The organism is Marinobacter manganoxydans MnI7-9 (assembly GCF_000235625.1).
GTDB classification, from domain to species: domain Bacteria; phylum Pseudomonadota; class Gammaproteobacteria; order Pseudomonadales; family Oleiphilaceae; genus Marinobacter; species Marinobacter manganoxydans.
In genome coordinates, this window is sequence record NZ_AGTR01000065.1 from 17,722 (window position 1) to 38,649 (window position 20,928).

The 20,928-nt window shown below is 56.7% G+C and carries 18 protein-coding genes; 16 read left to right on the forward strand and 2 right to left on the reverse strand.

The annotated features are described in order from the left end of the window. Positions 1-84: 84 nt before the first annotated feature. From fabD to KYE_RS15075, 13 genes are all read left to right on the forward strand, one after another. On the forward strand, positions 85-1,023 hold the full coding sequence (gene fabD, locus KYE_RS15015; RefSeq protein ID WP_039882075.1) for an ACP S-malonyltransferase: 939 nt from the start codon (positions 85-87) through the stop codon (positions 1,021-1,023). Positions 1,024-1,041: 18 nt separating this feature from the next. Further along, entirely contained in the window at positions 1,042-1,785 is a 744-nt protein-coding gene (fabG, locus tag KYE_RS15020) for a 3-oxoacyl-ACP reductase FabG (RefSeq protein WP_008174974.1), read from the forward strand. A 133-nt stretch (positions 1,786-1,918) separates the two neighbouring features. Next, positions 1,919-2,152 carry an acyl carrier protein gene (gene acpP, locus KYE_RS15025; RefSeq protein WP_008174976.1) on the forward strand — a complete coding sequence of 78 codons (234 nt, stop codon included), beginning with the start codon at positions 1,919-1,921 and terminating at the stop codon, positions 2,150-2,152. Between the two features lie 130 nt (positions 2,153-2,282). Further along, positions 2,283-3,530: a beta-ketoacyl-ACP synthase II gene (gene fabF / locus KYE_RS15030; RefSeq protein WP_008174978.1), complete on the forward strand. Its 1,248-nt coding sequence runs from the start codon at positions 2,283-2,285 to the stop codon at positions 3,528-3,530. Positions 3,531-3,538: 8 nt separating this feature from the next. Beyond that, on the forward strand, positions 3,539-4,357 hold the full coding sequence (locus KYE_RS15035; protein WP_008174980.1) for an aminotransferase class IV: 819 nt from the start codon (positions 3,539-3,541) through the stop codon (positions 4,355-4,357). Positions 4,358-4,362: 5 nt separating this feature from the next. Beyond that, the gene (mltG, locus tag KYE_RS15040; protein ID WP_008174981.1) at positions 4,363-5,406 is read left to right on the forward strand and encodes an endolytic transglycosylase MltG; all 1,044 of its coding nucleotides are present in this window, start codon (positions 4,363-4,365) and stop codon (positions 5,404-5,406) included. Further along, the gene (tmk, locus tag KYE_RS15045) at positions 5,403-6,044 is read left to right on the forward strand and encodes a dTMP kinase (RefSeq protein WP_039882076.1); all 642 of its coding nucleotides are present in this window, start codon (positions 5,403-5,405) and stop codon (positions 6,042-6,044) included. Before mltG ends, tmk begins: the two co-directional genes overlap by 4 nt. Before the next feature lie 101 nt (positions 6,045-6,145). Continuing rightward, the gene (locus KYE_RS21210; protein ID WP_008174983.1) at positions 6,146-6,925 is read left to right on the forward strand and encodes a helix-turn-helix domain-containing protein; all 780 of its coding nucleotides are present in this window, start codon (positions 6,146-6,148) and stop codon (positions 6,923-6,925) included. 300 nt (positions 6,926-7,225) lie between these two features. Further along, positions 7,226-8,716, forward strand: coding sequence for a sodium/proline symporter PutP (gene putP, locus KYE_RS15055; RefSeq protein WP_008174984.1), 1,491 nt, complete (start codon positions 7,226-7,228; stop codon positions 8,714-8,716). 251 nt (positions 8,717-8,967) lie between these two features. Next, complete coding sequence (locus tag KYE_RS15060; protein WP_008174985.1) at positions 8,968-9,975, forward strand: TAXI family TRAP transporter solute-binding subunit; 1,008 nt, start codon at positions 8,968-8,970, stop codon at positions 9,973-9,975. A gap of 2 nt (positions 9,976-9,977) precedes the next feature. Next, positions 9,978-12,125 (forward strand): TRAP transporter permease, encoded by a 2,148-nt coding sequence (locus KYE_RS15065; protein WP_008174987.1) that lies wholly within the window; start codon positions 9,978-9,980, stop codon positions 12,123-12,125. Between the two features lie 13 nt (positions 12,126-12,138). Beyond that, entirely contained in the window at positions 12,139-12,885 is a 747-nt protein-coding gene (locus tag KYE_RS15070; protein ID WP_008174989.1) for a sulfite exporter TauE/SafE family protein, read from the forward strand. Positions 12,886-12,911: 26 nt separating this feature from the next. Continuing rightward, complete coding sequence (locus KYE_RS15075; protein ID WP_008174991.1) at positions 12,912-13,904, forward strand: zinc-dependent alcohol dehydrogenase family protein; 993 nt, start codon at positions 12,912-12,914, stop codon at positions 13,902-13,904. A 74-nt stretch (positions 13,905-13,978) separates the two neighbouring features. On the opposite strand, the gene KYE_RS15080 is transcribed toward KYE_RS15075, so the two are convergent. Beyond that, a complete protein-coding gene (locus tag KYE_RS15080) occupies positions 13,979-16,573 on the reverse strand; it encodes a bifunctional aconitate hydratase 2/2-methylisocitrate dehydratase (RefSeq protein WP_008174993.1) in 2,595 nt (864 codons plus the stop codon). A gap of 256 nt (positions 16,574-16,829) precedes the next feature. On the opposite strand from KYE_RS15080, the gene KYE_RS15085 reads away from it, so the two are divergent. Beyond that, positions 16,830-17,438, forward strand: a complete 609-nt coding sequence (locus KYE_RS15085) for a tRNA-(ms[2]io[6]A)-hydroxylase (RefSeq protein ID WP_008174995.1) — start codon at positions 16,830-16,832, stop codon at positions 17,436-17,438. On the opposite strand, the gene KYE_RS15090 is transcribed toward KYE_RS15085, so the two are convergent. After that, positions 17,430-18,314 (reverse strand): LysR family transcriptional regulator, encoded by an 885-nt coding sequence (locus KYE_RS15090; RefSeq protein ID WP_008174997.1) that lies wholly within the window; start codon positions 18,312-18,314, stop codon positions 17,430-17,432. The two genes, KYE_RS15085 and KYE_RS15090, sit on opposite strands and share 9 nt — an antisense overlap. A gap of 145 nt (positions 18,315-18,459) precedes the next feature. On the opposite strand from KYE_RS15090, the gene KYE_RS15095 reads away from it, so the two are divergent. Both KYE_RS15095 and KYE_RS15100 read left to right on the forward strand, forming a co-directional pair. Next, on the forward strand, positions 18,460-19,230 hold the full coding sequence (locus KYE_RS15095; protein WP_008174999.1) for a ferredoxin--NADP reductase: 771 nt from the start codon (positions 18,460-18,462) through the stop codon (positions 19,228-19,230). A 114-nt stretch (positions 19,231-19,344) separates the two neighbouring features. After that, positions 19,345-20,925 carry a PQQ-dependent sugar dehydrogenase gene (locus KYE_RS15100; protein ID WP_008175002.1) on the forward strand — a complete coding sequence of 527 codons (1,581 nt, stop codon included), beginning with the start codon at positions 19,345-19,347 and terminating at the stop codon, positions 20,923-20,925. The last annotated feature ends 3 nt before the right edge of the window (positions 20,926-20,928 follow it).

Here is a 20,928-nt window from a genome sequence, read left to right on the forward strand (position 1 = left end):
TGGCCACGCATTCGCGGATAATTGGCCTAACTTGTACTATTGGCTAATCTCACGTAACCACCCAATGACGATAAGATCCCGCTTATGAAATCAGCCTTTATTTTTCCAGGACAAGGGTCGCAATCGGTGGGCATGCTTTCGGCTGCCGCTGAAGCCTGGCCCATCATCGACAGAACCTTTTCCGAAGCCTCCAATGTTCTCGGCTATGACCTCTGGGATCTCTGCCAGAAGGGGCCGGCGGAGGAATTGAATAAAACCATGGTGACGCAGCCTGCGCTCCTGACGGCCAGTATTGCCCTCTGGCGGCAGTGGTTTGTTGCCGGCGGTTCTTCTCCCGATTTTCTCGCCGGTCACAGTCTGGGAGAGTACAGCGCCCTGGTGGCGGCAGAGAGCCTCGATTTTGTTGAAGCGGTCAAGCTGGTTCGCCTGCGTGGTGAGCTCATGCAGGACGCTGTGCCGGCTGGAGAAGGGAAGATGGCAGCCATCCTTGGTCTTGAGGATGATGCCGTTGTGGCAGCCTGTCAGGATGCGGCACAGGGCGATGTGGTATCTGCGGTAAACTTCAATGCCCCTGGTCAGGTGGTTATTGCTGGCTCGGCAGCCGCAGTTGAACGGGCTATTGAAGCCTGCAAGGAAAAAGGCGCGAAGAAGGCCATGCCATTGCCTGTAAGCGTGCCATCGCATTGCGCACTTATGAAAGGCGCCGCGGAGGAGCTGGCGAAAGCGTTGGAGGATGTTCGCTTTAATGATGCTGTCATCCCGGTTATACAAAATGTTAACGCTGCCGCCGAGACCGAATCCGCTACACTGAAGGCCAACCTTCTCAAGCAGCTTTATTCTCCGGTGCTCTGGACGGACTCTGTGCGTGCCCTCGTTTCCAATGATGTCGAAGTTGCAGTCGAGTGCGGCACTGGAAAAGTGTTGGCAGGGCTGGCCAAACGTATCGACCGGGCTTTGGCCGTTCACAGTATCGAAGACCCGGATTCGCTGGCGAAGGCGCTGGACGCTTTCGGTCAGTCCTGAAACGAAAGGGAGTTATTCATGTCTCTGGAAGGTAAAACCGCACTGGTCACCGGTGCTACCCGCGGTATTGGTCAGGCCATTGCCCGTGCGCTGGCCGCGCAGGGTGCCGAAGTTGTCGGAACAGCAACCAGTGAAGCCGGTGCAGAATCCATCACCAACGATCTCCAGTCGGCCGGTTACAAGGGTTACGGCATGGTCATGAACGTTGCAGACCCTGCCAGCATTGAAGCCGGTTTGAAGGAGCTGACGGAGAAATCGGGGGCTCCCCTGATTCTGGTCAACAATGCCGGCATTACCCGTGATAACCTCCTGATGCGGTTGAAAGATGATGACTGGGCCTCGGTTCTGGAAACCAATCTGTCCAGCGTCTATCGGACCAGCAAGGCCGTGCTTCGTGGCATGGCCAAGGCCAAATGGGGCCGGATTATCAATATCAGCTCCGTGGTTGCCGGTATGGGCAATGCGGGGCAGGGCAATTACTGCGCCGCCAAGGCCGGGGTTGAAGGGTTTACCCGAAGCCTGGCCAAGGAAATGTCGAACCGCGGTATCACTGCAAATTGCGTGGCTCCCGGATTTATTGACACGGATATGACAAAAAAACTGGACGACAAGCAGCGTGGGGCTATGCTGGAAATCATACCCGCGGGTCGTCTGGGTGAGCCGGAAGAAGTGGCAGCCGTGGTTGCCTTCCTGGCATCAGATGCAGCCGGATACGTGACGGGTGAAACCATCAACGTGAACGGCGGAATGTACATGGGATAAGCCCCTTTCGGGGTCTGTGCGCAACCCCTTGTCGCACAACATGTTTATCAGAATCCCTGCTTGTTTGCAGGTAGGGTTTAAACTAAACTGGCAGCACTAGAGTTGCTTGGTTGACACACAAAGTGAGGACATTATGAGTACAGTTGAAGAGCGCGTGAAGAAGATCGTTTGTGAACAGTTGGGCGTTAAAGAGTCCGAAGTTCAGAACTCATCTTCTTTTGTAGAGGATCTTGGCGCTGACTCACTGGACACCGTTGAGCTGGTTATGGCACTTGAAGAGGAGTTTGAAACCGAGATTCCTGACGAGGAAGCCGAGAAGCTGACAAGTGTTCAGGACGCGATCGACTACATCGTCGCGCACACCTGATACTCTGCATTTAAGAAAGCCAGGCAAAAAGCCGTCCTTGTGAAATAGCGAGGGACGGCTTTTTTATTGGCCGAAAATCAGGTTCAATCGGCGTTCAGATTCATTCGGACAAGATCAGGTGCAACAGGTTATGACTAAACGGCGAGTTGTCATCACAGGTATGGGCATGCTGTCGCCAGTCGGCAATAGCGTGGAGTCGTCCTGGGAAGCGATTCAGGCCGGGCGCAGCGGGATCGGTATGATCGACCGCTTTGACGCGTCTGCCTATAACACCAGAATTGGTGGGGCCATTCGGGATCTGGACATGGAGTCCTACCTGTCCCCGAAGGATGCCAGAAAGCTTGATGCCTTTATCCATTATGGCCTGATTGCTGCGCAGCAGGCAGTTGACAGCAGTGGGCTGGAGTCGTTTGAGAAGCTTGATCGGGAGCGAGTAGGTATTGCAATCGGCTCCGGGATTGGCGGCCTTGAGTACATAGAGAAGAGCGTCCTGACCATGGACAAGTCGGGGCCCCGAAAGGTTTCCCCGTTTTTCGTGCCTGCTTCTGTCATCAACATGATCTCCGGCAATGCCGCGATCCGTTTCGGATACCGTGGCCCCAACATTGCGATCGTGACAGCCTGCACTACCGGCACCCACAACATTGGTTACGCGGCCCGCACGATTGCCTATGGCGACGCCGATGTCATGCTGGCAGGTGGCTCGGAAATGGCGACGACGCGTACCGGTATGGCTGCGTTTTCGGCTGCGCGGGCTCTGTCTACCCGTAACGATGAACCGGAAAAGGCCAGCCGCCCCTGGGATAAAGACCGGGACGGCTTTGTGCTCAGCGATGGCGCCGGTGTCGTTGTGCTTGAAGAGCTTGAACACGCAAAGGAGCGGGGCGCCACCATATACGGTGAAGTTGTCGGTTTTGGTATGAGCGACGACGCCCACCACATTACAGCGCCGCCCGAAGATGGCGAGGGCGCCGCCCGATCCATGGCGAACGCAGTTCGTGATGCTGGCCTTGATCTGGAAGAAATCGACTACATCAACGCCCATGGAACCTCCACCCAGGTTGGTGACGTGGCCGAAGTGGCTGCAGTTCGTCGGGTGTTCGGCGCGCATGCCGAAAAGCTGGCCATGAGCAGCACCAAGTCCATGACAGGTCACCTGCTTGGAGCTGCTGGTGCTGTGGAAGCGATCTTCTCGGTTCTGGCCATTCGGGATGGGGTCCTGCCGCCCACCATCAATCTGGACAATCCGGATGAGGGTTGCGATCTGGACCTTGTGGCACACACGAGCCGTAAGGCGGATGTGCGGGTAGCCCTATCCAACTCCTTCGGGTTCGGTGGTACCAACGGCACCCTGATTTTCCGTCGCTACGAAGGCTGACCCCCGCCGTGTTTCGTCTTTTCTGGGCTGACGACGGTGGCTTGCCCGCCAATGACCGCGGTTTGGCCTACGGCGACGGGCTGTTTGAAACGATCCGCATGGTTGAGCAGAAAGGAGTCCTGCTTTCGCGACACCTTGAGCGCATGGTTCGTGATGCCGGTCGGTTGGGCATCGAGGTTTCGCGAAGGGATCTGGCGAACGTTTGTGTCCAGGCGGCGCAGCGCTTTGCCGGTCGATTCAGGGGGGAAGGCTGGATTCTCAAACTGACCCTGACCAGGGGCAGCGGTGGGCGGGGTTACCGGCCTGCTCCCGGGATGGAGCCAAACCTGCTGGTGTCGGCTTCACCGTTGCCTCCGATGCCGGATATTGCCGGAGAGGCCGTTGACTTCTCGAAAGTCCCCCTGTCTGTTAATCCTGTCTTGGCAGGTATCAAGTCTCTGAACCGGATCGAGCAGGTATTGGCCGCCGCTGAACTGGGGCCATCCCTTTTCGAGGTCATCATGGCTGATCACGGCGGCAATCTGGTGGAGGGTACCCGCACCAATCTTCTGCTCCGGCAAAGCGATGGCTGGGTGACACCGCCGGCATCCAGCCTTGCGGTTGCCGGCGTTCTCAGGCAATGGGTGCTTGAACGGCTGAGGCAACAGGGGGAAAGGGTGTCGGAGCGTCCGGTTGCTGTAGACGATGTCCTCGGTCCGGATTGCCATGGGCTATTTCTTCTGAATAGCGTTCTTGGGTTTGTTCCGGTTCGCACTATTGCCGGTCATGATTTGCCTGTCGATGGTGGACTTGCGACAATCTTCAATCCTCTCGAAACACTGGAATAAATCGTTTGTTCAAGAAGTTATTGCTTGCGTGTGTTTGTGCTGCTGTCCTGATCTCAGCGGGAACCGGTCTGTGGGTGTGGCAAGGCTTGAAAGGCCTTGAAAAGCCAGTCGAGTTCGAAGAGCCGCTGCTTTTTCAGGTTCCCCAGGGTGCGTCTTTCACGGAAGTGGCGGGTCGCCTTGAAGATGAAGGATTGGTCTCGGACCGGCTGTGGCTCAGGCTATATGGTCGCCTTGACCCTGGGCAGACCCGGATCAAGGCTGGCGAGTATGAATTCCTTGATGGCATGAGTCCCGTCGACATGATTGGCATCATGGTCTCCGGCGATACCAAGCACTGGTATGTGCAATTTATCGAGGGATGGACTTTTCAGGATATGAGGGCAGCACTGGCAAACGCCGAGCGATTGCAAAAGCTCACAGGCGAGTGGTCCAGTGAAAAGATCATGGCGGCTGTCGGTGCGGAAGGGGAGCATCCTGAGGGGCGGTTTTTCCCGGATACCTACGCCTTTACCAGCACCGAGTCCGATCTGGATCTTCTGAGGCGTGCCTTCAGCCGTATGGAATCAGTGCTGGCTGAGGAGTGGGCAGCACGGGAAGATGGGTTGCCCTATGAAAACCCCTATGAAGCTCTGATCATGGCCTCTATTGTGGAGCGCGAAACTGGCGCCCCGGAAGAGCGCGACCAGGTTGCAGGGGTATTTGTTCGCCGCCTCCAGAAGGGAATGCGCCTGCAAACCGATCCCACGGTTATTTATGGTATGGGCGATAGTTATCAGGGCCGTATCGGCCGTAAGGATCTGCGCACCTACACGCCCTACAACACATACAGAATCAATGGACTGCCCCCAACGCCCATCGCCCTGCCTGGCCGTGAATCCATTCACGCGACCCTGCATCCGGATGATGGAGATGCGCTCTATTTCGTTGCCCGTGGCGATGGTACCCACAAATTTTCACGCACACTGGCGGAACACCAGAAGGCTGTGCGTGAGTTTCAGCTTAACCGACGTGAGGATTACCGCTCCTCGGTTAAGCAGGGTGGAGAATGAGCATGAGAGGGCAATTCATTACGTTTGAAGGTACAGAAGGCGTTGGCAAGTCCACTCAGTTGGCGAATGCCGCCAGTACCCTCGAGAACCTCGGTGTGGATGTGTTGGTAACCCGTGAGCCTGGCGGCACCCCCATGGCCGAGCACATTCGCGAGCTGCTGCTGGCAACCCGGGATGAGGTGGTTCACGAAACCACGGAACTGCTGTTGATGTTTGCAGCCCGCGCCCAGCACTTACATACGAGAATCCTGCCGGCACTCGACGCTGGTCAGTGGGTGCTGTGCGACCGGTTCACCGATGCCACATTTGCCTATCAGGGAGGTGGGCGCGGTGTGTCGCAGGAGCGGATTGCATTGCTGGAAAACCTGGTTCAGGGTAACGTCCGTCCTGATCACGTGATATTGTTCGATGCGCCAGTGGAAACCGGAATGGCCAGAGCAAGGCGTCGGGGTGAACTGGACCGGTTTGAGCAGGAAGATCTGGAGTTTTTTCAGCGAATCAGAAATACCTACCTCGACCGTGCCAATGAGGCCCCGGATAGATATCATATTATCAACGCGGCGCGCCCACTGAATCAGGTTTCCGAGGAGGTTGTCCAGCTGCTTACCGGTTTATTGAGCCCGACTGGTCATGGCTGAGGCCAGCTTGGTAGTTTTGGAGGTTTAGCCTTCATTCGTGCACTTTTTGTAAGGTTCTGCTTTAATTGATGTACATTCTCAATTAAAGACTGGCAGTCTTGATGGTCGACGCAAAACTTCTAAAACTCCCCAGCGCAGCGCATCAGCACCGCCACGAACATCATCAGATCGTGATCGGTGTCAGAGGGGAAGCCGAACTGAGTGTCGACGGGACAGGGGCTCGTCTGGATACCTGGAGAGCCTGTTTCGTGCCCACGGAAGCCCAGCACGATTTTTGTGGCAGTCACTCCAACCATGTTCTGGTCATTAATCTTGATCCACTGACTCCCGCGTTTAACACTCCGGCCCATGCGGATTACGAGCGGATGATGCGAGTCTTTGAGAAGCCGCGCACCCTGCAAATGGACAGTCGTTTGCAGGGCTTTGTCCAGTTCACCGCTACCGAATTTGATCGCGCGCCAGAGAACGCAACGCTCCAGCAGCACCTGGCTACCAGTATTCTCTACTGCATGGCCGACAGGATAGCCGGCGGGCAGACGCAATCTCCCGATCGGAACCCCGTAAGCCCGGAAGTCGTTCGATCGTACATCCTCAATAACCTGCACCGAAAAATCACCGTTGAGGAAATGGCGGGGAAGGCCTGTCTCAGTGTCAGCCGCTTTCACGAGGTATTCAGGGATGCCGCTGGTATAACGCCCCATCAATTCCTTCTTCAGACGCGTCTGGAGCAGGCCTCTGAACTTCTTGTCTCAACGTCACTCTCGGTATCTGAAATCAGTTACAGAACCGGCTTCTCATCTCAGAGCGCTTTGACCAACGCGTTACGAAAATACAAGGGAACCACGCCGTCCAGGCTACAGGCGGGTGCTTACGCTGCCTGATTCCGTGTTCTGAGCCCTACAACCGTAGGATTGTGCAAAAGAATCGTAGGATTTCGTAAGCCTGGCGTCCGTAGTAATACTAACTTATAGCGGTTGGGAGCCTGGCTTGAATGGCTGACTGCATTGGCGTCAAGAACCCGAGATGAGGATCACGCCGCGCAGGTGAGTCACTGAACAATCCCGTTCCGATAAGGAACAATTTTCGTGTGAACAAGAAGAACAGTGCAGCGCGTTGTCGGCAGGTCAGTTCTGTGCTTCGCGAGCGAACCTGATTCCGACTCATTAAACCGGAGGAGCCCTATGGCTATTGGTGTTTGGATAAGTCTCTTTGCATATTTTGCGCTCATGATTGCCATTGGCATATTCGCGATGCGCAGATCTACCTCATCATCTGAGGATTACATGCTAGGCGGACGGGCGCTCAGTCCGAAAGTGGCCGCCCTTTCGGCGGGTGCCTCGGATATGAGTGGTTGGCTGCTTCTGGGTCTTCCCGGAGCTTTGTATGTATCTGGCCTGGGTTCCGCGTGGATCGGTATTGGCCTCTTTGTCGGTGCGTTTTTCAACTGGACGCTGGTTGCACCGCGCCTTCGGGAACAGACGGTTCACTATGGGAATGCCATTACCATTCCGTCTTTCCTTGCTAACCGCTTCCCGACTCAGGCGTTATCGCTGAGAACGGTATCCGCTATCGTTATCGTCATCTTTTTTGCGGTTTACACTGCGTCCGGTCTGGTTGCTGGCGGCAAACTGTTTGAAAGTGCGTTTTCCGGTATTTTCAACTTTGGTGGCTTGAGTGATTACGCGGTGGGTATTGTCATTACGCTGGGCGTGGTGCTGGCCTACACCGTTGTGGGTGGTTTCCTGGCAGTAAGCATGACGGACTTCGTGCAGGGCTGCATCATGATGCTGGCACTGGTGATCATGCCCGCGGTTGTGCTATTCGGAGAAGGCGGTGGCGGTTTTGGCCAGGCTGCTGAAACTCTGAACTCGGTCGATCCCACGCTTCTGTCATGGACGGAAGGCCTGACCTTCATCGGTTGGTTGTCTGCGGTTACCTGGGGCCTGGGGTATTTCGGTCAGCCTCACATTATCGTGCGCTTTATGGCCATCCGTACCCTGAAGGATGTTCCGATTGCCCGTAATATTGGCATGGGCTGGATGGGTATCTCCCTGATTGGTGCGATCTCGCTGGGTGTTTTCGGCCGGGCGTATGCCGTTCGTAACGGTATGGATATTGCGGATCCGGAAACGATCTTCATCATTCTGTCCGATCTGCTGTTCCATCCGCTGATCACCGGTTTCCTGTATGCAGCTCTGCTTGCGGCAGTTATGAGCACCATCTCGAGTCAGTTGCTGGTGTCTTCATCTTCTTTGACTGAAGATTTCTATCGACTGTTCCTGCGCAAGGAAGCAACCGATAAGGAGTGCGTCAATATTGGCCGGGTGTGTGTGGTGCTGGTTGGCCTGGTTGCCGCGGTCATTGCATCCGATCCGAATTCACAGGTTCTGGCCCTTGTCAGTAATGCCTGGGCCGGCTTCGGTGCAGCTTTTGGTCCGCTGATTATCCTGTCGCTGATGTGGCCGCGCACGAATGGTGCCGGTGCCATTGCTGGCATGGTAGTGGGTGCAGCTACGGTTATGATCTGGATTTCTCTGGGTTGGAACGGTGAGTTTATGGGTGGTCCTGGTGTTTATGAGATCATTCCTGGCTTTATTGCTGCTTTCATCGCCATTGTTGCGGTGAGTATGGCTACCGAAGACGCAAACGAGTATCAGCACATTACACGCTAGGGCGCTAGCAGCTGGGCGCCGGAACTTCAGGTTTGGCGCTTATGCGAGTCGTGCTGATGTCAACAAACCCTCGCCTCAAGGGCGGGGGTTTGTTGTATCTGACGCCGGAGGCCTGTTGGTGGAAGCTGGAATGACTTAGACCATAGGCGATGGTTCATGATTTGAGCTGGTAGATCTCTGTCCGAGCCGCTACATTAATTAAGGTCAGATTCCAGCTTGAGAAAACAATAATCGCGAAAGGACAAAGGGTTATGAGAAACAATCGATATCTGAAATCAACACTGAGCCTGCTTGCGGCGGCTATGGTTTCTTTTTCCTCGGGGGTGCACGCCGAGGGTAATTATGTAATGGGCACTGCGACTACGGGTGGCACCTACTATCCGGTTGGCGTCGCTATTTCCACGTTGGTTAAGGTAAAACTGGAACCAACGACCAATATTTCCGTGTCCGCCATCAGTTCAGCCGGATCAGGCGAAAATCTGAAGTTGATGGACGAGGGGCAGATCCAGTTCGGTATTTTGCAGGGGCTATACGGCGCCTACGCCTGGAACGGCACAGGGCCAGTACCACAGGCCTATAAAAATCTGCGCTCGGTTTCCATGCTTTGGCAGAACGTTGAGCATTTTGTGGTCCGTAACAACGTGGTTGAGACCGGTACTATTTCGGATATGACCAACCTTTACGATGAGAGCTTCTCTATTGGAGCCCGGAATTCCGGTACTGAAGGTTCCGGTCGTTTTATCCTGGGCAAGGTCGGAATTGATCTGGAGCAGGTGGACATCGCCTATCTCGGCTATGGTCCCAGCGCTGACGCCATGCAGAATGGAAACATCGATGGTATGAACATTCCGGCCGGTGTCCCCGCATCTGCGGTTACCCGTGCCTACGCCAACCTCGGTGGCGAAATAACAACACTGGACTTTACCGAGGCGCAGCTGGCCGAGGTGAACAGTGATTTTGAGCTCTGGACGCCCTACCTGATCCCGGCTGGTACCTATCCGAACCAGGACAAGGACATCAATACTATCGCCCAGCCGAACATCATGGCGGCCCGAGCGGATGTCCCGGAAGAGGACGTGTATCAAATCACCAAGACAATTTATGCCAACCTGGCGTTTCTGAATAACATTCATCCGGCAACCAAGGCCATGGCGCTGGAGAAAGCGATTGCCGGTCTGCCGATGCCGCTGCATCCCGGGGCTGCGCGTTTTTACCGTGAGCAGGGAATTGAGATTCCAGAACGGCTGATTGCGGAGTAGTTGTGGCAGACCAATCAACAGGCGGGCCTCTCAGCGAGGTCCGTGATGAAAGTGCCAGCGAAGCTGGCGAACGCCTTGATCACCGGCTCTTCGGGCCGGTGATTTTTGGCCTCGCGATTCTCACCTCACTGATACACCTCTATTTCAACACGGTTTCTACGCTGTCAGAGCTCTGGACCTCAGCTTTGCACTTTGGTCTTTTCGGACTGATCTGTGCGTTGACCACCCCCATGTTCAAGGCTCGCTCAGTGGCTGGTAAGCGGGCTGTGCTTGGCATCGATGTTTTTCTTGGTCTGGCGGCGATGGCCTGTGCCGCTTACCTGATTCTGTTCGAGAACGCGCTCTATGAGCGAGGCGTTAATTTCAGTACCGGTGACTGGATCGTCTCGATTGCAGCGGTATTGCTGATCCTTGAATTTGGCCGCAGAACAGTGGGTTGGTTTATCCCGGTACTGTGCATTCTGGCGTTATCCTATGTCGCCTGGTGGGGCCAGTATGTTGACGGCATTTTTAATTTCCCGGGGCTCACCTGGGAGACTGTGCTGTTTCGCTCCTACATTGGCGGGCAGGGTATGCTTGGGTCGATTGCCCGGATCTCCTGGACCTATGTCTTCATGTTTATTCTGTTTGGGGCCTTCCTGGTAAAGTCCGGTGCCGGAGACTTTATCATTGAGCTTGCTCGCTGCGCTGCGGGGCGCTTCGTTGGCGGCCCGGGATTCGTTGCCGTATTTTCTTCAGGACTGATGGGTTCGGTGTCTGGCTCAAGTGTCGCTAATACTGTATCTACCGGTGTGATCACGATTCCGCTGATGCGTAAGGCCGGTTTCCCTGCCCGTTTTGCTGCAGGGGTTGAGGCAGCGGCCTCGACGGGTGGTCAGCTGATGCCACCGGTGATGGGCGCGGGGGCCTTTATTATGGCCTCTTATACGCAGGTGTCCTATCTCACGATCATTTCTGTCGCCGCATTGCCGGCGCTGCTCTACTTCCTTTCGGTGGCCATGTTTGTCCGTATTGAAGCCAAACGCAGCCACGCCACCCGGCTGGAGGATGCTGAAGCGCCTACGTTGAAAGAGGTGCTGAAAGATGGCTGGCATTTTCTGATGCCCTTGGTGGTGTTGGTTGCAGCGCTGGTTTATGGATTCACGCCTACCTACGCGGCCGGAATAGCCATCCTCTCCGTGATCGTCGCCTCGTGGCTGTCGAAGCATCCCATGGGGCCTCGGGACATTCTGGACGCCCTGGTGATGGGTGCCCGCAATATCACCACAACAGCGATTCTGCTGATCACTGTGGGGCTGATAGTGATGGTGGTGTCCACTACCGGGATCGGCAATACTTTTTCAATAATGATTACTGACTGGGCCGGTGGCAGCCTGTTGATCACCATCCTGCTGGTCGCCCTGGCGTCGCTCATCCTTGGTATGGGCCTGCCGGTAACGGCAGCTTATATCGTGCTCGCCACACTCTCCGCGCCGGCTATCTACAACCTGATTGCACAGAGTCAGCTGCTGGACCTGCTTGTGAGTGGCAACCTCCCGGAGCAGGCCAAGTCCATCTTCATGCTGGTAGCACCCGATAAAATGGAGTTGCTGAATGCGCCCATGGACACGGCTACGGCGCAGCAACTGCTGGCCTCCGTTCCGGACACCTTCAGCAGTCAGCTGCTTGAGCAGGCACTGTCACCGGCAACCCTGTCGATAACCCTGGTGGCGGCGCATATGGTGATCTTCTGGTTATCCCAGGACTCCAACGTGACACCGCCGGTCTGTCTCACGGCCTTCGCCGCGGCGGCGATTGCCGGCACACCACAGATGCGGACCGGCTTTACCGCCTGGAAGTTGGCCAAGGGCCTTTACATAGTGCCGCTACTGTTCGCCTACTCACCGTTGATTACCGGGAACTTCACCGAAATGATTCAGGTGTTCTGCTTCGCGTTATTCGGCGTTTACGCCATCGTAGCGGGGCTTGAAGGATACCTTGAGCATCCGCTGAATCCAGTGGTGCGTCTGCTGATGTTCCCCATCGGTTTGTTGATGCTCTGGCCCCATGGCCAGGTGCTGCTGGATGGCGCTGGCCTGGTGATCTTTGTCTTTGCGTTCGTGTGGAGTAGCCGCCAGGGCCGCCGGATGGCCACGCCAGCAGCTGCATGACAGGACCCTGACGATGACACTGTTTGAGATCCTGGCTCTGTTAGCGCTGGGTGGCATTGCCGGCTTCATTAACGTGTTGTCCGCGGGAGGGTCCATGCTGACCCTCCCGTTGCTTATGTTCCTGGGGTTGCCGCCGCAGGTGGCCAACGGTACCAATCGGGTGGCCATTACGTTGCAGAGCATCACTGCGGTGGGCAGTTTCTACCGCATGGGGCATGGCAACCTGATGGTCAGTCTGCACCTTGCTGTGCCGGCAATTCTCGGTTCGCTCCTGGGCGCCTGGGTTGCGACCTGGGTGTCAGACGCGGTGTTCGAGGTCGTCCTGGTGTCGGCCATGATCGGTGCCTCGGTATTCATGCTGTTACCTCAGCCCTCACTGAATACCCGCCCCCTGACCACAGACCGGCTGAGTCCGGGCATCTACCTGGCGATGTTTGTGGTTGGCATGTACGGCGGGTTTATACAGGTCGGCGTTGGTGTGCTGTTCATCGTGGTGCTTTACCACATGCTGAAAATCGACCTGAGGCAGGTGAACGTGCTCAAGGTTTCCATCGTGCTGCCCTTTACCTTTGCCGCGCTGGTGGTATTCGCTATCAACGATCAGGTGCGCTGGAGTGTCGGGCTGACCCTGGCTCTTGGCAATGTCACCGGTGCCTTTATAGCAACCCGGGTAAACATGAGCAAGCAGGGCGCGCGCTGGGTCAAGGGAATAACCCTGATAATGGTGGCGGCTATTCTGGTTCGACTGATCCTGTACTGATCATGATTTGAGGAGGTATAGAAAAAATGAAAGCAATGGTCATTGAAGAGTTTGGCGGGCCGGATGTGTTCGTTGAGCGGGAAGTGGACACACCAGAGCCTGATGAAGGTCAGGTTCGCATCAGGGTGGTGGCTTCCAGTGTGAACCCGCTCGAAACCAAAATTCGTTCAGGGCTGGTGAAAACCGGCCCGGCAATGCCCGCGATCCTGAATGGTGACGTCTCGGGAGTGGTGGATAAGGTTGGCCCCGGTGTGGCCGGCTTTGCCGAAGGCGATGAAGTGTTTGGATGCGCCGGTGGCGTCGGGGGCTGGCAGGGCGCGCTGGCAGATTTCATGATCGCCGATGTTCGATTGCTGGGTAAGCGTACTCCGGCCATGGAATTGCCTCTGGCTGATTGTGCGGCATTGCCGCTGGTGTTCCTGACTGCCTGGAGCGCCCTGGTCGATCGGGCGGGGATTCAGCCCGGTGAGCATGTGCTGATTCATGCCGGCACCGGTGGCGTCGGCCACGTTGCCATCCAGATTGCCAAATACCTGGGTGCCCGGGTCGCCACCACCGTCTCAAACGAAGCGAAAGCGGAGCAGGCGCGGGCACTGGGTGCCGACGACATTATCTTTTACCGGGATGAGTCGGTAGAGGACTACAAGCAGCGCCTGACAAACGGCAAGGGCTTCAGCCTGGTGTTCGATACCGTCGGTGGTGGAAACGTGGACAAGTCCATTGAGGCCGCGGCAGTGAATGGTCGCCTGTGCTCAATCAATACCCGGTCAACCCATGATCTCAGTCAGATGCACGCCAAGAGTCTGACCCTGCACGTGATCTTCCGTTCGATTTCGCTATTACACGGGATCGGCATGGACGATCAGCCACGATTGGTGAAGGCATTGTGTGACATGCTGGAGCAGGGCAAGGTCAAACCGTTGCTGGATACTCAACGCTACAAGTTCACCCAGATCAGTGACGCGCATCGTCGTATTGAGTCGGGTGAGGCTGTCGGCAAAATCCTGCTTGAGCGATAAGCTTTTCGGGGCATAAAAAAACGCCAGCCCGAGGGCTGGCGTTTTTCGTGGAGATTACCGTAAAGGCTTGATGCTCAGGCGACATTCGCCTCAGCAGCCTTCTTGGTGTAGTTCTCCATCTGGTCGAAGTTGAGATACTTGTAGATCTCTTTCGACATGCTGTTCAGGTCCTTCGCGTACTCCATGTACTCCGCAGGGGAGGGGAGTTTGCCCAGAACCGCACCCACAGCCGCCAGTTCCGCAGACGTCAGGTACACGTTGGCACCATCGCCGAGGCGGTTCGGGAAGTTACGGGTGGAAGTGGACAGTACCGTCGACTTCGGAGCTACGCGTGCCTGGTTACCCATGCACAGGGAGCAGCCCGGCATCTCGGTGCGAACACCGGCGGTGCCGTAGGTGTTGAAGTAACCTTCTTCCATCAGCTGCGCCTGATCCATCTTGGTCGGCGGCGACATCCACAGACGCGTGCTCAGCGGGCCTTTGTGCTGCTCAAGCAGTTTGCCGGCGGCGCGGAAGTGACCGATGTTGGTCATGCAGGAGCCAATGAATACTTCGTCAACCTTGTCGCCAGCCACTTCGGACAGGAACTTGGCATCGTCCGGATCATTCGGGCAGCATACGATCGGCTCTTTGATGTCAGCCAGATCGATTTCGATGACGTGTGCATACTCGGCATCTTTGTCGGCACGCATGAGCTTCGGATCAGCCAGCCACTCTTCCATCTGCTGGGCACGACGCTCCAGGGTACGCGGATCGCCGTAACCCTCGGCAATCATCCAGCGCAACATGGTGATGTTGGAACGCAGGTACTCGGCCACGGAGTCTTCAGACAGGTTGATGGTACAACCCGCGGCGGAACGCTCGGCGGAAGCGTCAGACAACTCGAACGCCTGCTCAACGGTCAGGTGCTCAAGGCCTTCAATTTCCAGGATGCGGCCGGAGAATTCGTTGATCTTGCCTTTCTTCTCAACGGTCAGCATGCCTTGCTTGATGCCGTACAGCGGGATGGCGTGTACCAGATCGCGCAGGGTGATGCCGGGCTGCATTTCGCCCTTGAAGCGAACCAGAACGGATTCCGGCATGTCCAGAGGCATAACGCCGGTCGCCGCGGCAAACGCTACCAGACCGGAACCGGCCGGGAAGGAGATGCCCATCGGGAAACGGGTGTGGGAGTCACCACCGGTGCCCACGGTGTCCGGCAGCAGCATGCGGTTCAGCCAGGAGTGGATGATGCCGTCGCCCGGGCGCAGTGAAACACCGCCGCGGGTACGGATAAAGTCCGGCATGGTGTGCTGCATTTCCACGTCAACCGGCTTCGGGTAGGCAGCGGTGTGGCAGAAAGACTGCATAACCAGGTCAGCCTGGAAGCCAAGACACGCCAAGTCTTTGAGTTCGTCCCGGGTCATCGGACCGGTGGTGTCCTGGGAGCCTACGGTGGTCATGTGCGGCTCGCAGTAGGTGTTCGGACGAACGCCTTTGCCTTCTTCCAGGCCACAGGCCTTGCCAACCATCTTCTGGGCCAGGGTGAAGCCTTTGGTGCCGGCTTCGGGATCTTTTGGCAAGCGGAACAGGTCGGTCGCGCCCATGCCCAGTGCTGTGCGGGCCTTGGCAGTCAGGCCACGGCCGATGATCAGCGGGATACGGCCGCCGGCCTGAACTTCGTCCAGGATCACATCAGACTTGAACTTGAACTCGGAGATAGTCTCGCCGGCCTCGTTCAGGATCTTGCCGTCATACGGGCGGATCTCGATAACATCGCCCATGTTCATGTCGTCGACGGGGGCTTCGAACACCAGGGCACCGGCATCTTCCATGGTGTTGAAGAAGATGGGAGCGACCTTGTTACCGATGCAGACACCGCCGGCACGCTTGTTCGGCACGCCCGGAATGTCGTCACCGAAGAACCACAGAACGGAGTTGGTGGCCGACTTACGGGAGGAACCGGTACCGACAACATCACCTACGAAGGCTACAGGCAGGCCTTTGGACTTGATCTCGTCGATCTGGCTCATGGGACCGGTAACGCCGGGCTCTTCCGGCTTCAGGCCGTCGCGTTCCATTTTGTAGGCAGCGCGGGCATGCAGCGGGATGTCCGGACGGGACCAGGCATCCGGAGCCGGAGACAGGTCGTCGGTGTTGGTTTCGCCAGTGACCTTGAACACCACCATCTTGGTGCTCTCTGGTACCTTCTTCTTATTGGTGAACCACTCGCCGTTGGCCCAGGATTCGATAACTGCCTTGGCAACCGGATTGCCAGCGTCCATCTTTTCCTTCACGTCGTTGAAGGCGTCGAACATCAGCAGGGTGCGCTTCAGCTGCTCACCGGCCAGCTCAGCCAGCTCGGAGTCGTCCAGAAGATCAACCAGGGTCGCAATGTTATAGCCACCCTGCATCATGCCCAGCAGCTTGACTGCTGTCGGCTTGTCCAGCAGCGGAGAGGAGGCTTCGCCTTTTACGATAGCAGTCAGGAACGCGGCCTTTACGTAGGCGGCTTCGTCGACACCCGGCGGTACGCGGTTTTCCAGGAGATACACCAGGGTGTCTTCCTCGCCGGCCGGCGGGTTTTTCAGCAGATCGACCAGAGCAGCAGTCTGCTCGGCGTTCAGGGGCTTGGGAGGAATACCCAGGGCTTCACGTTCGGCAACGTGTTCACGATAGGCTTCTAACACGATATGGACCCTCATCAGTTGGAATGTCCCGCGCCGTTGGCTTCATGCCTTGGCGGGAGGTTTTGGCGGAAAGGCCGCAGGAGCCTCTGAATAATGCCTCAAATCACCGATGGGGTTTCAGGGTTTATTCAGAGACTCCTTTATCTGGCGCTGCATTCTATAGGAAACCCCTTATAAAGTTAAGTTGGACAGAGGTCGGAGGAATCTGTTAAGTGCGCTATACTCGCCGCCCGCAAATCAACAACTGTATTCAACCATGAACGACGCCCTGCAAGAGATTCACAACTTCCTGCCGTGCCGGACCCCTCAGCAATGGATCGACAATGCCCTGGCGAACCAGGACCTGATGCTGATCGATCACGCCCATTGCGAAAAGAAGGCCGCCTCCACCGCGCTCAGCCTGATGTACCGGTACGTTGACAACACCGACCTGCTGAACAAGATGTCCCGGCTGGCCCGTGAGGAGCTCCGGCATTTCGAGCAGGTGCTCGCGATTATGAAAAAGCGCGGCGTGGACTATTGCCATCTTACCCCGGCCCGATACGCGGCAGGATTAAGACAGGAAGTCCGGTCAGAAGATCCTGGCCGCCTGGTGGATGTGTTGATTGTGGGCGCCATTATCGAGGCGCGCTCCTGTGAACGGTTTGCCGCGCTCGCTCCGTTCCTGGATGAGAAGCTGGCGGATTTCTACACCAGTTTGCTGAAGTCCGAAGCCCGGCATTACCAGGACTACTTGACTCTGGCCGAGCAGGCCGCTGGTGAACCGATCGCGGCCCGTGCGGAGGATTTTCTGGCCCTGGAGCGGGCGTTGATTGAAGATCCGGATCAGGAGTTTCGCTTTCACAGCGGGCCCATCTCAGCGTAACTGCCGACAAAGCTCTATCCAGGCATCAATTCCGGCGCTACGGTATTTCTGCTTGTGCAGGATGAAATAGAACTGCCGATCAAACTGACGGTGTTCCGGTACCGTCAGTGGCACCAGACTTCCGCGCTTGAACGCGTCGGCCAGCACCACTTCCGAAAGGCAGCCAATGCCCAGGTCGGCTTCCACTGCCCGTTTTATGGCCTCGGTGTGTTCCAGCTCCAGCAGCACATTCAGATCCGGCAACAGGCCGTGCATGCCCCGCTCAAAACTCTGGCGGGTTCCTGACCCCTGCTCACGCATGATCCAGGTGGCGGTGCGCAGGTCTTCATCCGTCAGTGATGTTTTTTGGGCCAGTGGATGGGTGGGTGAACAGAACACCACCAACTCATCTCCCCGCCAGGGCAATACATCCAGTTCTGAAGACTGCAATTCCCCCTCGATCAAACCAATATCCAGCTCGAAGTCCCTCACTCGTCTTGCGATGGTGCTGGTATTGGCGACTTCGAGGGAGACTCTGGGATGGGTAGGGGTATTCATGTATTGGGCCATGACCCCCACGGCCAAATAGTTCCCGATAGTCAGGGTGGCCCCGACTTTCAGGGCGCCCACCTCCGTGTGTTTGCTGAAGGCCTGTTCCAGCTCATTGGCCTGGGCAAGGACGGCCTCCACCTTGGGGCGGTAAAGCCGCCCCAGCTCGTTTAACTGGAGCCGTTTGCCAACGCGGTCGAACAGCTGGATGTCGAACTGGTTTTCCAGTTCTTTCAGCGCACTGCTGGCTGCCGATTGCGACATGGCCAGCGATTCGGCAGCACGGGTAATGTTCTGGAAATGGGCGGCTGCCAGGAAAACTTCCAGCTGTCGAAAACTGTACTTCATAACTTTTCGCTCTTAATCGGCTCACTCGAATAAGGTTATGAGAATATCCCATTTTCCCGATAGGTTAGTGTCGGGTTAGACTTAGCGCAATCCAAAATTGAATCATTCGCCGTAAGAAAGCGTAACGAACAGGCAAGAGGTTTACATGAGCAACCTGATTAAAGAGAAAGTTACCAGCGTCCATCACTGGAACGATACCCTGTTCAGCTTTACCACAAGCCGTGATCCGGGCTTCCGTTTCAAGAACGGGCACTTTGTCATGATCGGCCTGGAGACCGAGGGTAAGCCTTTGATGCGCGCTTACAGTATCGCCAGTGCCAATTACGAGGAAGAGCTTGAGTTCTTCTCGATCAAGGTCCAGGACGGCCCACTGACCTCCCGCCTTCAGAAAATCCAGGTAGGTGACGAAATTCTGGTGAGCCGCAAGCCGACAGGGACGCTGATTCTGGACAACCTTCTGCCCGGAAAGAATCTGTGGCTGATCAGCACCGGCACCGGTTTGGCGCCCTTCATGAGCATCATCAAGGATCCGGAAGTTTACGAAGCGTTCGACAAGGTTATTCTGACCCATGGCGTGCGTTACGTCTCCGAGCTGGCTTATCAGAAGGAGATCGAAGAGCTGCCGGAGAACGAATACTTCGGCGAAATGGTCCAGGGCAAGCTGGTTTACTATCCGACTGTGACGCGGGAAGACTTCCGCAACCAGGGGAGGCTGACCGATGCCATGGAGACCGGCAAAATCACCCGTGATCTGGACCTGCCGGATTTTGACCCGGAGAATGACCGGTTCATGATCTGCGGCAGCCCAAGCATGCTGAAGGACACCTGCGCCATCCTGAACAACATGGGCTTCAAGGAAGCCCGGGGCGGCGATATGGGTCATTACGTGATTGAGCGGGCGTTCGTGGAGCAGTGAGCTCGCGGGCTGAATCCGCCTCGAAAAAAGCCGGAGCGTGATGCTCCGGCTTTTTTGTGTTTGTATCTGACAGAATGGGTCGTATAAACGGCAAAGGGCTTTGGAGGCGGAGCAATGGCAGGACGGCAGTTAACGAAGAGAAACGTCATCAGCTTTTTGGTGGCACTGGCGGTCGGGGTAATTCTTGGCACCGTAGTTCAGACCCAGCTAAATCTGTGGGCCCTTCAGGCTATGGGTGTAGCGGTTGGGCTTGAAGCTCGCATTTCTGCCACCGGGCATGATCTGGTCTCTTTTGCGCCGCTCTACCTGCTCCTCTTTGGACTCAGTTTCCTTATTTCCCAGGGCGCTGCGGCGGTCGTTTCCCGTTTCGTGGGGCGCGGACTTCGGGTGCCACTGTTCGCCCTGGCCGGGGCATCCGGGCTGTGGGTTGCACTAGTGTTGGTTAATGCCCTGGCTCCCATGCCAACCCTGATTGCGGCGACCCGAACCGGGGGAGGTCTGCTTGCCATGCTGTTAACCGCCGCATTTGCCGGAGCCCTGTTCGCCAGACTTACTGCCAGGCCTGCCACCGGGGTCAGTAGCCACGCCTCAGGAACCCTGCTGGCCATTTGCCTGGCGGTTGGCCTCGGGGCGCTGCCAGGTCCGACACAGGCCCAGTCCTTGAGCGACTACACCGTCGAGACGTTGACTTCCGGGCTGGAGCATCCCTGGTCCCTGGCGTTTCTTCCCGGTGGTGGCGCCCTTGTGACGGAGCGGGCAGGGCGGTTGCGGATGATTTCAGAGGAGTGGGAGCTCGGCCAGGCGCCGATTACCGGAGTTCCGCCGGTTTTCAATGATGCTCAGGCAGGTCTGTTCGGTGTGCTGTTGTCGCCGGACTTTGAGAATAACCAACTGGTCTTTCTCGCCTACGCTTGCGGGACGGCCTCTGCGAATCACCTGTGCGTGGCCCGTGGTCAGTTGCAGGCGGAGGCCTTGACGGAGGTTGTCGAGATATTCCGTGCCAAGCCGGCCAAGGAAGGCAGCGCCCACTACGGTGGCCGAATGGCCTGGCTTCCGGATGGTACGCTGATCGTGACGCTGGGAGACGGATTTGACTATCGGGAGCAGGCGCAGAACCTGTCCAGTCATCTGGGCAAGATCGTGAGGCTGAACCCGGATGGCAGTGTTCCCGCCGACAACCCCTTCGTTGGCAGGGAAGGCGCTCTGCCGGAAATATACAGTTACGGGCACCGGAACGTTCAGGGGCTGGTGTTTGATTCCGTCGAAAACGTCTTGATTGCTCATGAACATGGCCCCCGCGGCGGTGATGAGATAAATATTATCGAGCCGGGACACAACTATGGCTGGCCCGTGATCACGCACGGCATCGATTACACCGGCGCCATGATCACGCCCTTTGTTGAGCGGGAAGGTATGGAGCAACCGTTGTTGCACTGGACCCCTTCAATTGCCCCTTCAGGCATGACCCGCTATCGGGGTGAGCTGTTTCCGGACTGGCAGGGAAACCTCCTGGTCGGCGCCCTTGCTGATAAAAGCGTTCACCGCGTCACGCTGGAAGCTGGCCATGCAAGCGACGTAGAGAGTCTGTTCGAAGCAATGGGCGAACGGATCCGGGACGTGGCTACCGGGCCTGATGGGGCGGTGTATCTGCTCACTGACAGTGCGGATGGACGGATTCTGCGTATCCTGCCTTAGTCT

Excerpts from the sequence above, each read along its gene's own strand:
- fabD (WP_039882075.1), top strand. The coding sequence starts at position 85 with ATGAAATCAGCCTTTATTTTTCCAGGACAAGGGTCGCAATCGGTGGGC.
- KYE_RS15090 (WP_008174997.1), bottom strand. The coding sequence starts at position 18,314 with ATGAAGTACAGTTTTCGACAGCTGGAAGTTTTCCTGGCAGCCGCCCAT.
- putP (WP_008174984.1), top strand. The coding sequence starts at position 7,226 with ATGGCTATTGGTGTTTGGATAAGTCTCTTTGCATATTTTGCGCTCATG.
- acpP (WP_008174976.1), top strand. The coding sequence starts at position 1,919 with ATGAGTACAGTTGAAGAGCGCGTGAAGAAGATCGTTTGTGAACAGTTG.
- KYE_RS15060 (WP_008174985.1), top strand. The coding sequence starts at position 8,968 with ATGAGAAACAATCGATATCTGAAATCAACACTGAGCCTGCTTGCGGCG.
- fabG (WP_008174974.1), top strand. The coding sequence starts at position 1,042 with ATGTCTCTGGAAGGTAAAACCGCACTGGTCACCGGTGCTACCCGCGGT.
- KYE_RS15075 (WP_008174991.1), top strand. The coding sequence starts at position 12,912 with ATGAAAGCAATGGTCATTGAAGAGTTTGGCGGGCCGGATGTGTTCGTT.
- KYE_RS15085 (WP_008174995.1), top strand. The coding sequence starts at position 16,830 with ATGAACGACGCCCTGCAAGAGATTCACAACTTCCTGCCGTGCCGGACC.
- KYE_RS15100 (WP_008175002.1), top strand. The coding sequence starts at position 19,345 with ATGGCAGGACGGCAGTTAACGAAGAGAAACGTCATCAGCTTTTTGGTG.
- KYE_RS15070 (WP_008174989.1), top strand. The coding sequence starts at position 12,139 with ATGACACTGTTTGAGATCCTGGCTCTGTTAGCGCTGGGTGGCATTGCC.
- KYE_RS21210 (WP_008174983.1), top strand. The coding sequence starts at position 6,146 with ATGGTCGACGCAAAACTTCTAAAACTCCCCAGCGCAGCGCATCAGCAC.
- tmk (WP_039882076.1), top strand. The coding sequence starts at position 5,403 with ATGAGCATGAGAGGGCAATTCATTACGTTTGAAGGTACAGAAGGCGTT.
- KYE_RS15095 (WP_008174999.1), top strand. The coding sequence starts at position 18,460 with ATGAGCAACCTGATTAAAGAGAAAGTTACCAGCGTCCATCACTGGAAC.
- fabF (WP_008174978.1), top strand. The coding sequence starts at position 2,283 with ATGACTAAACGGCGAGTTGTCATCACAGGTATGGGCATGCTGTCGCCA.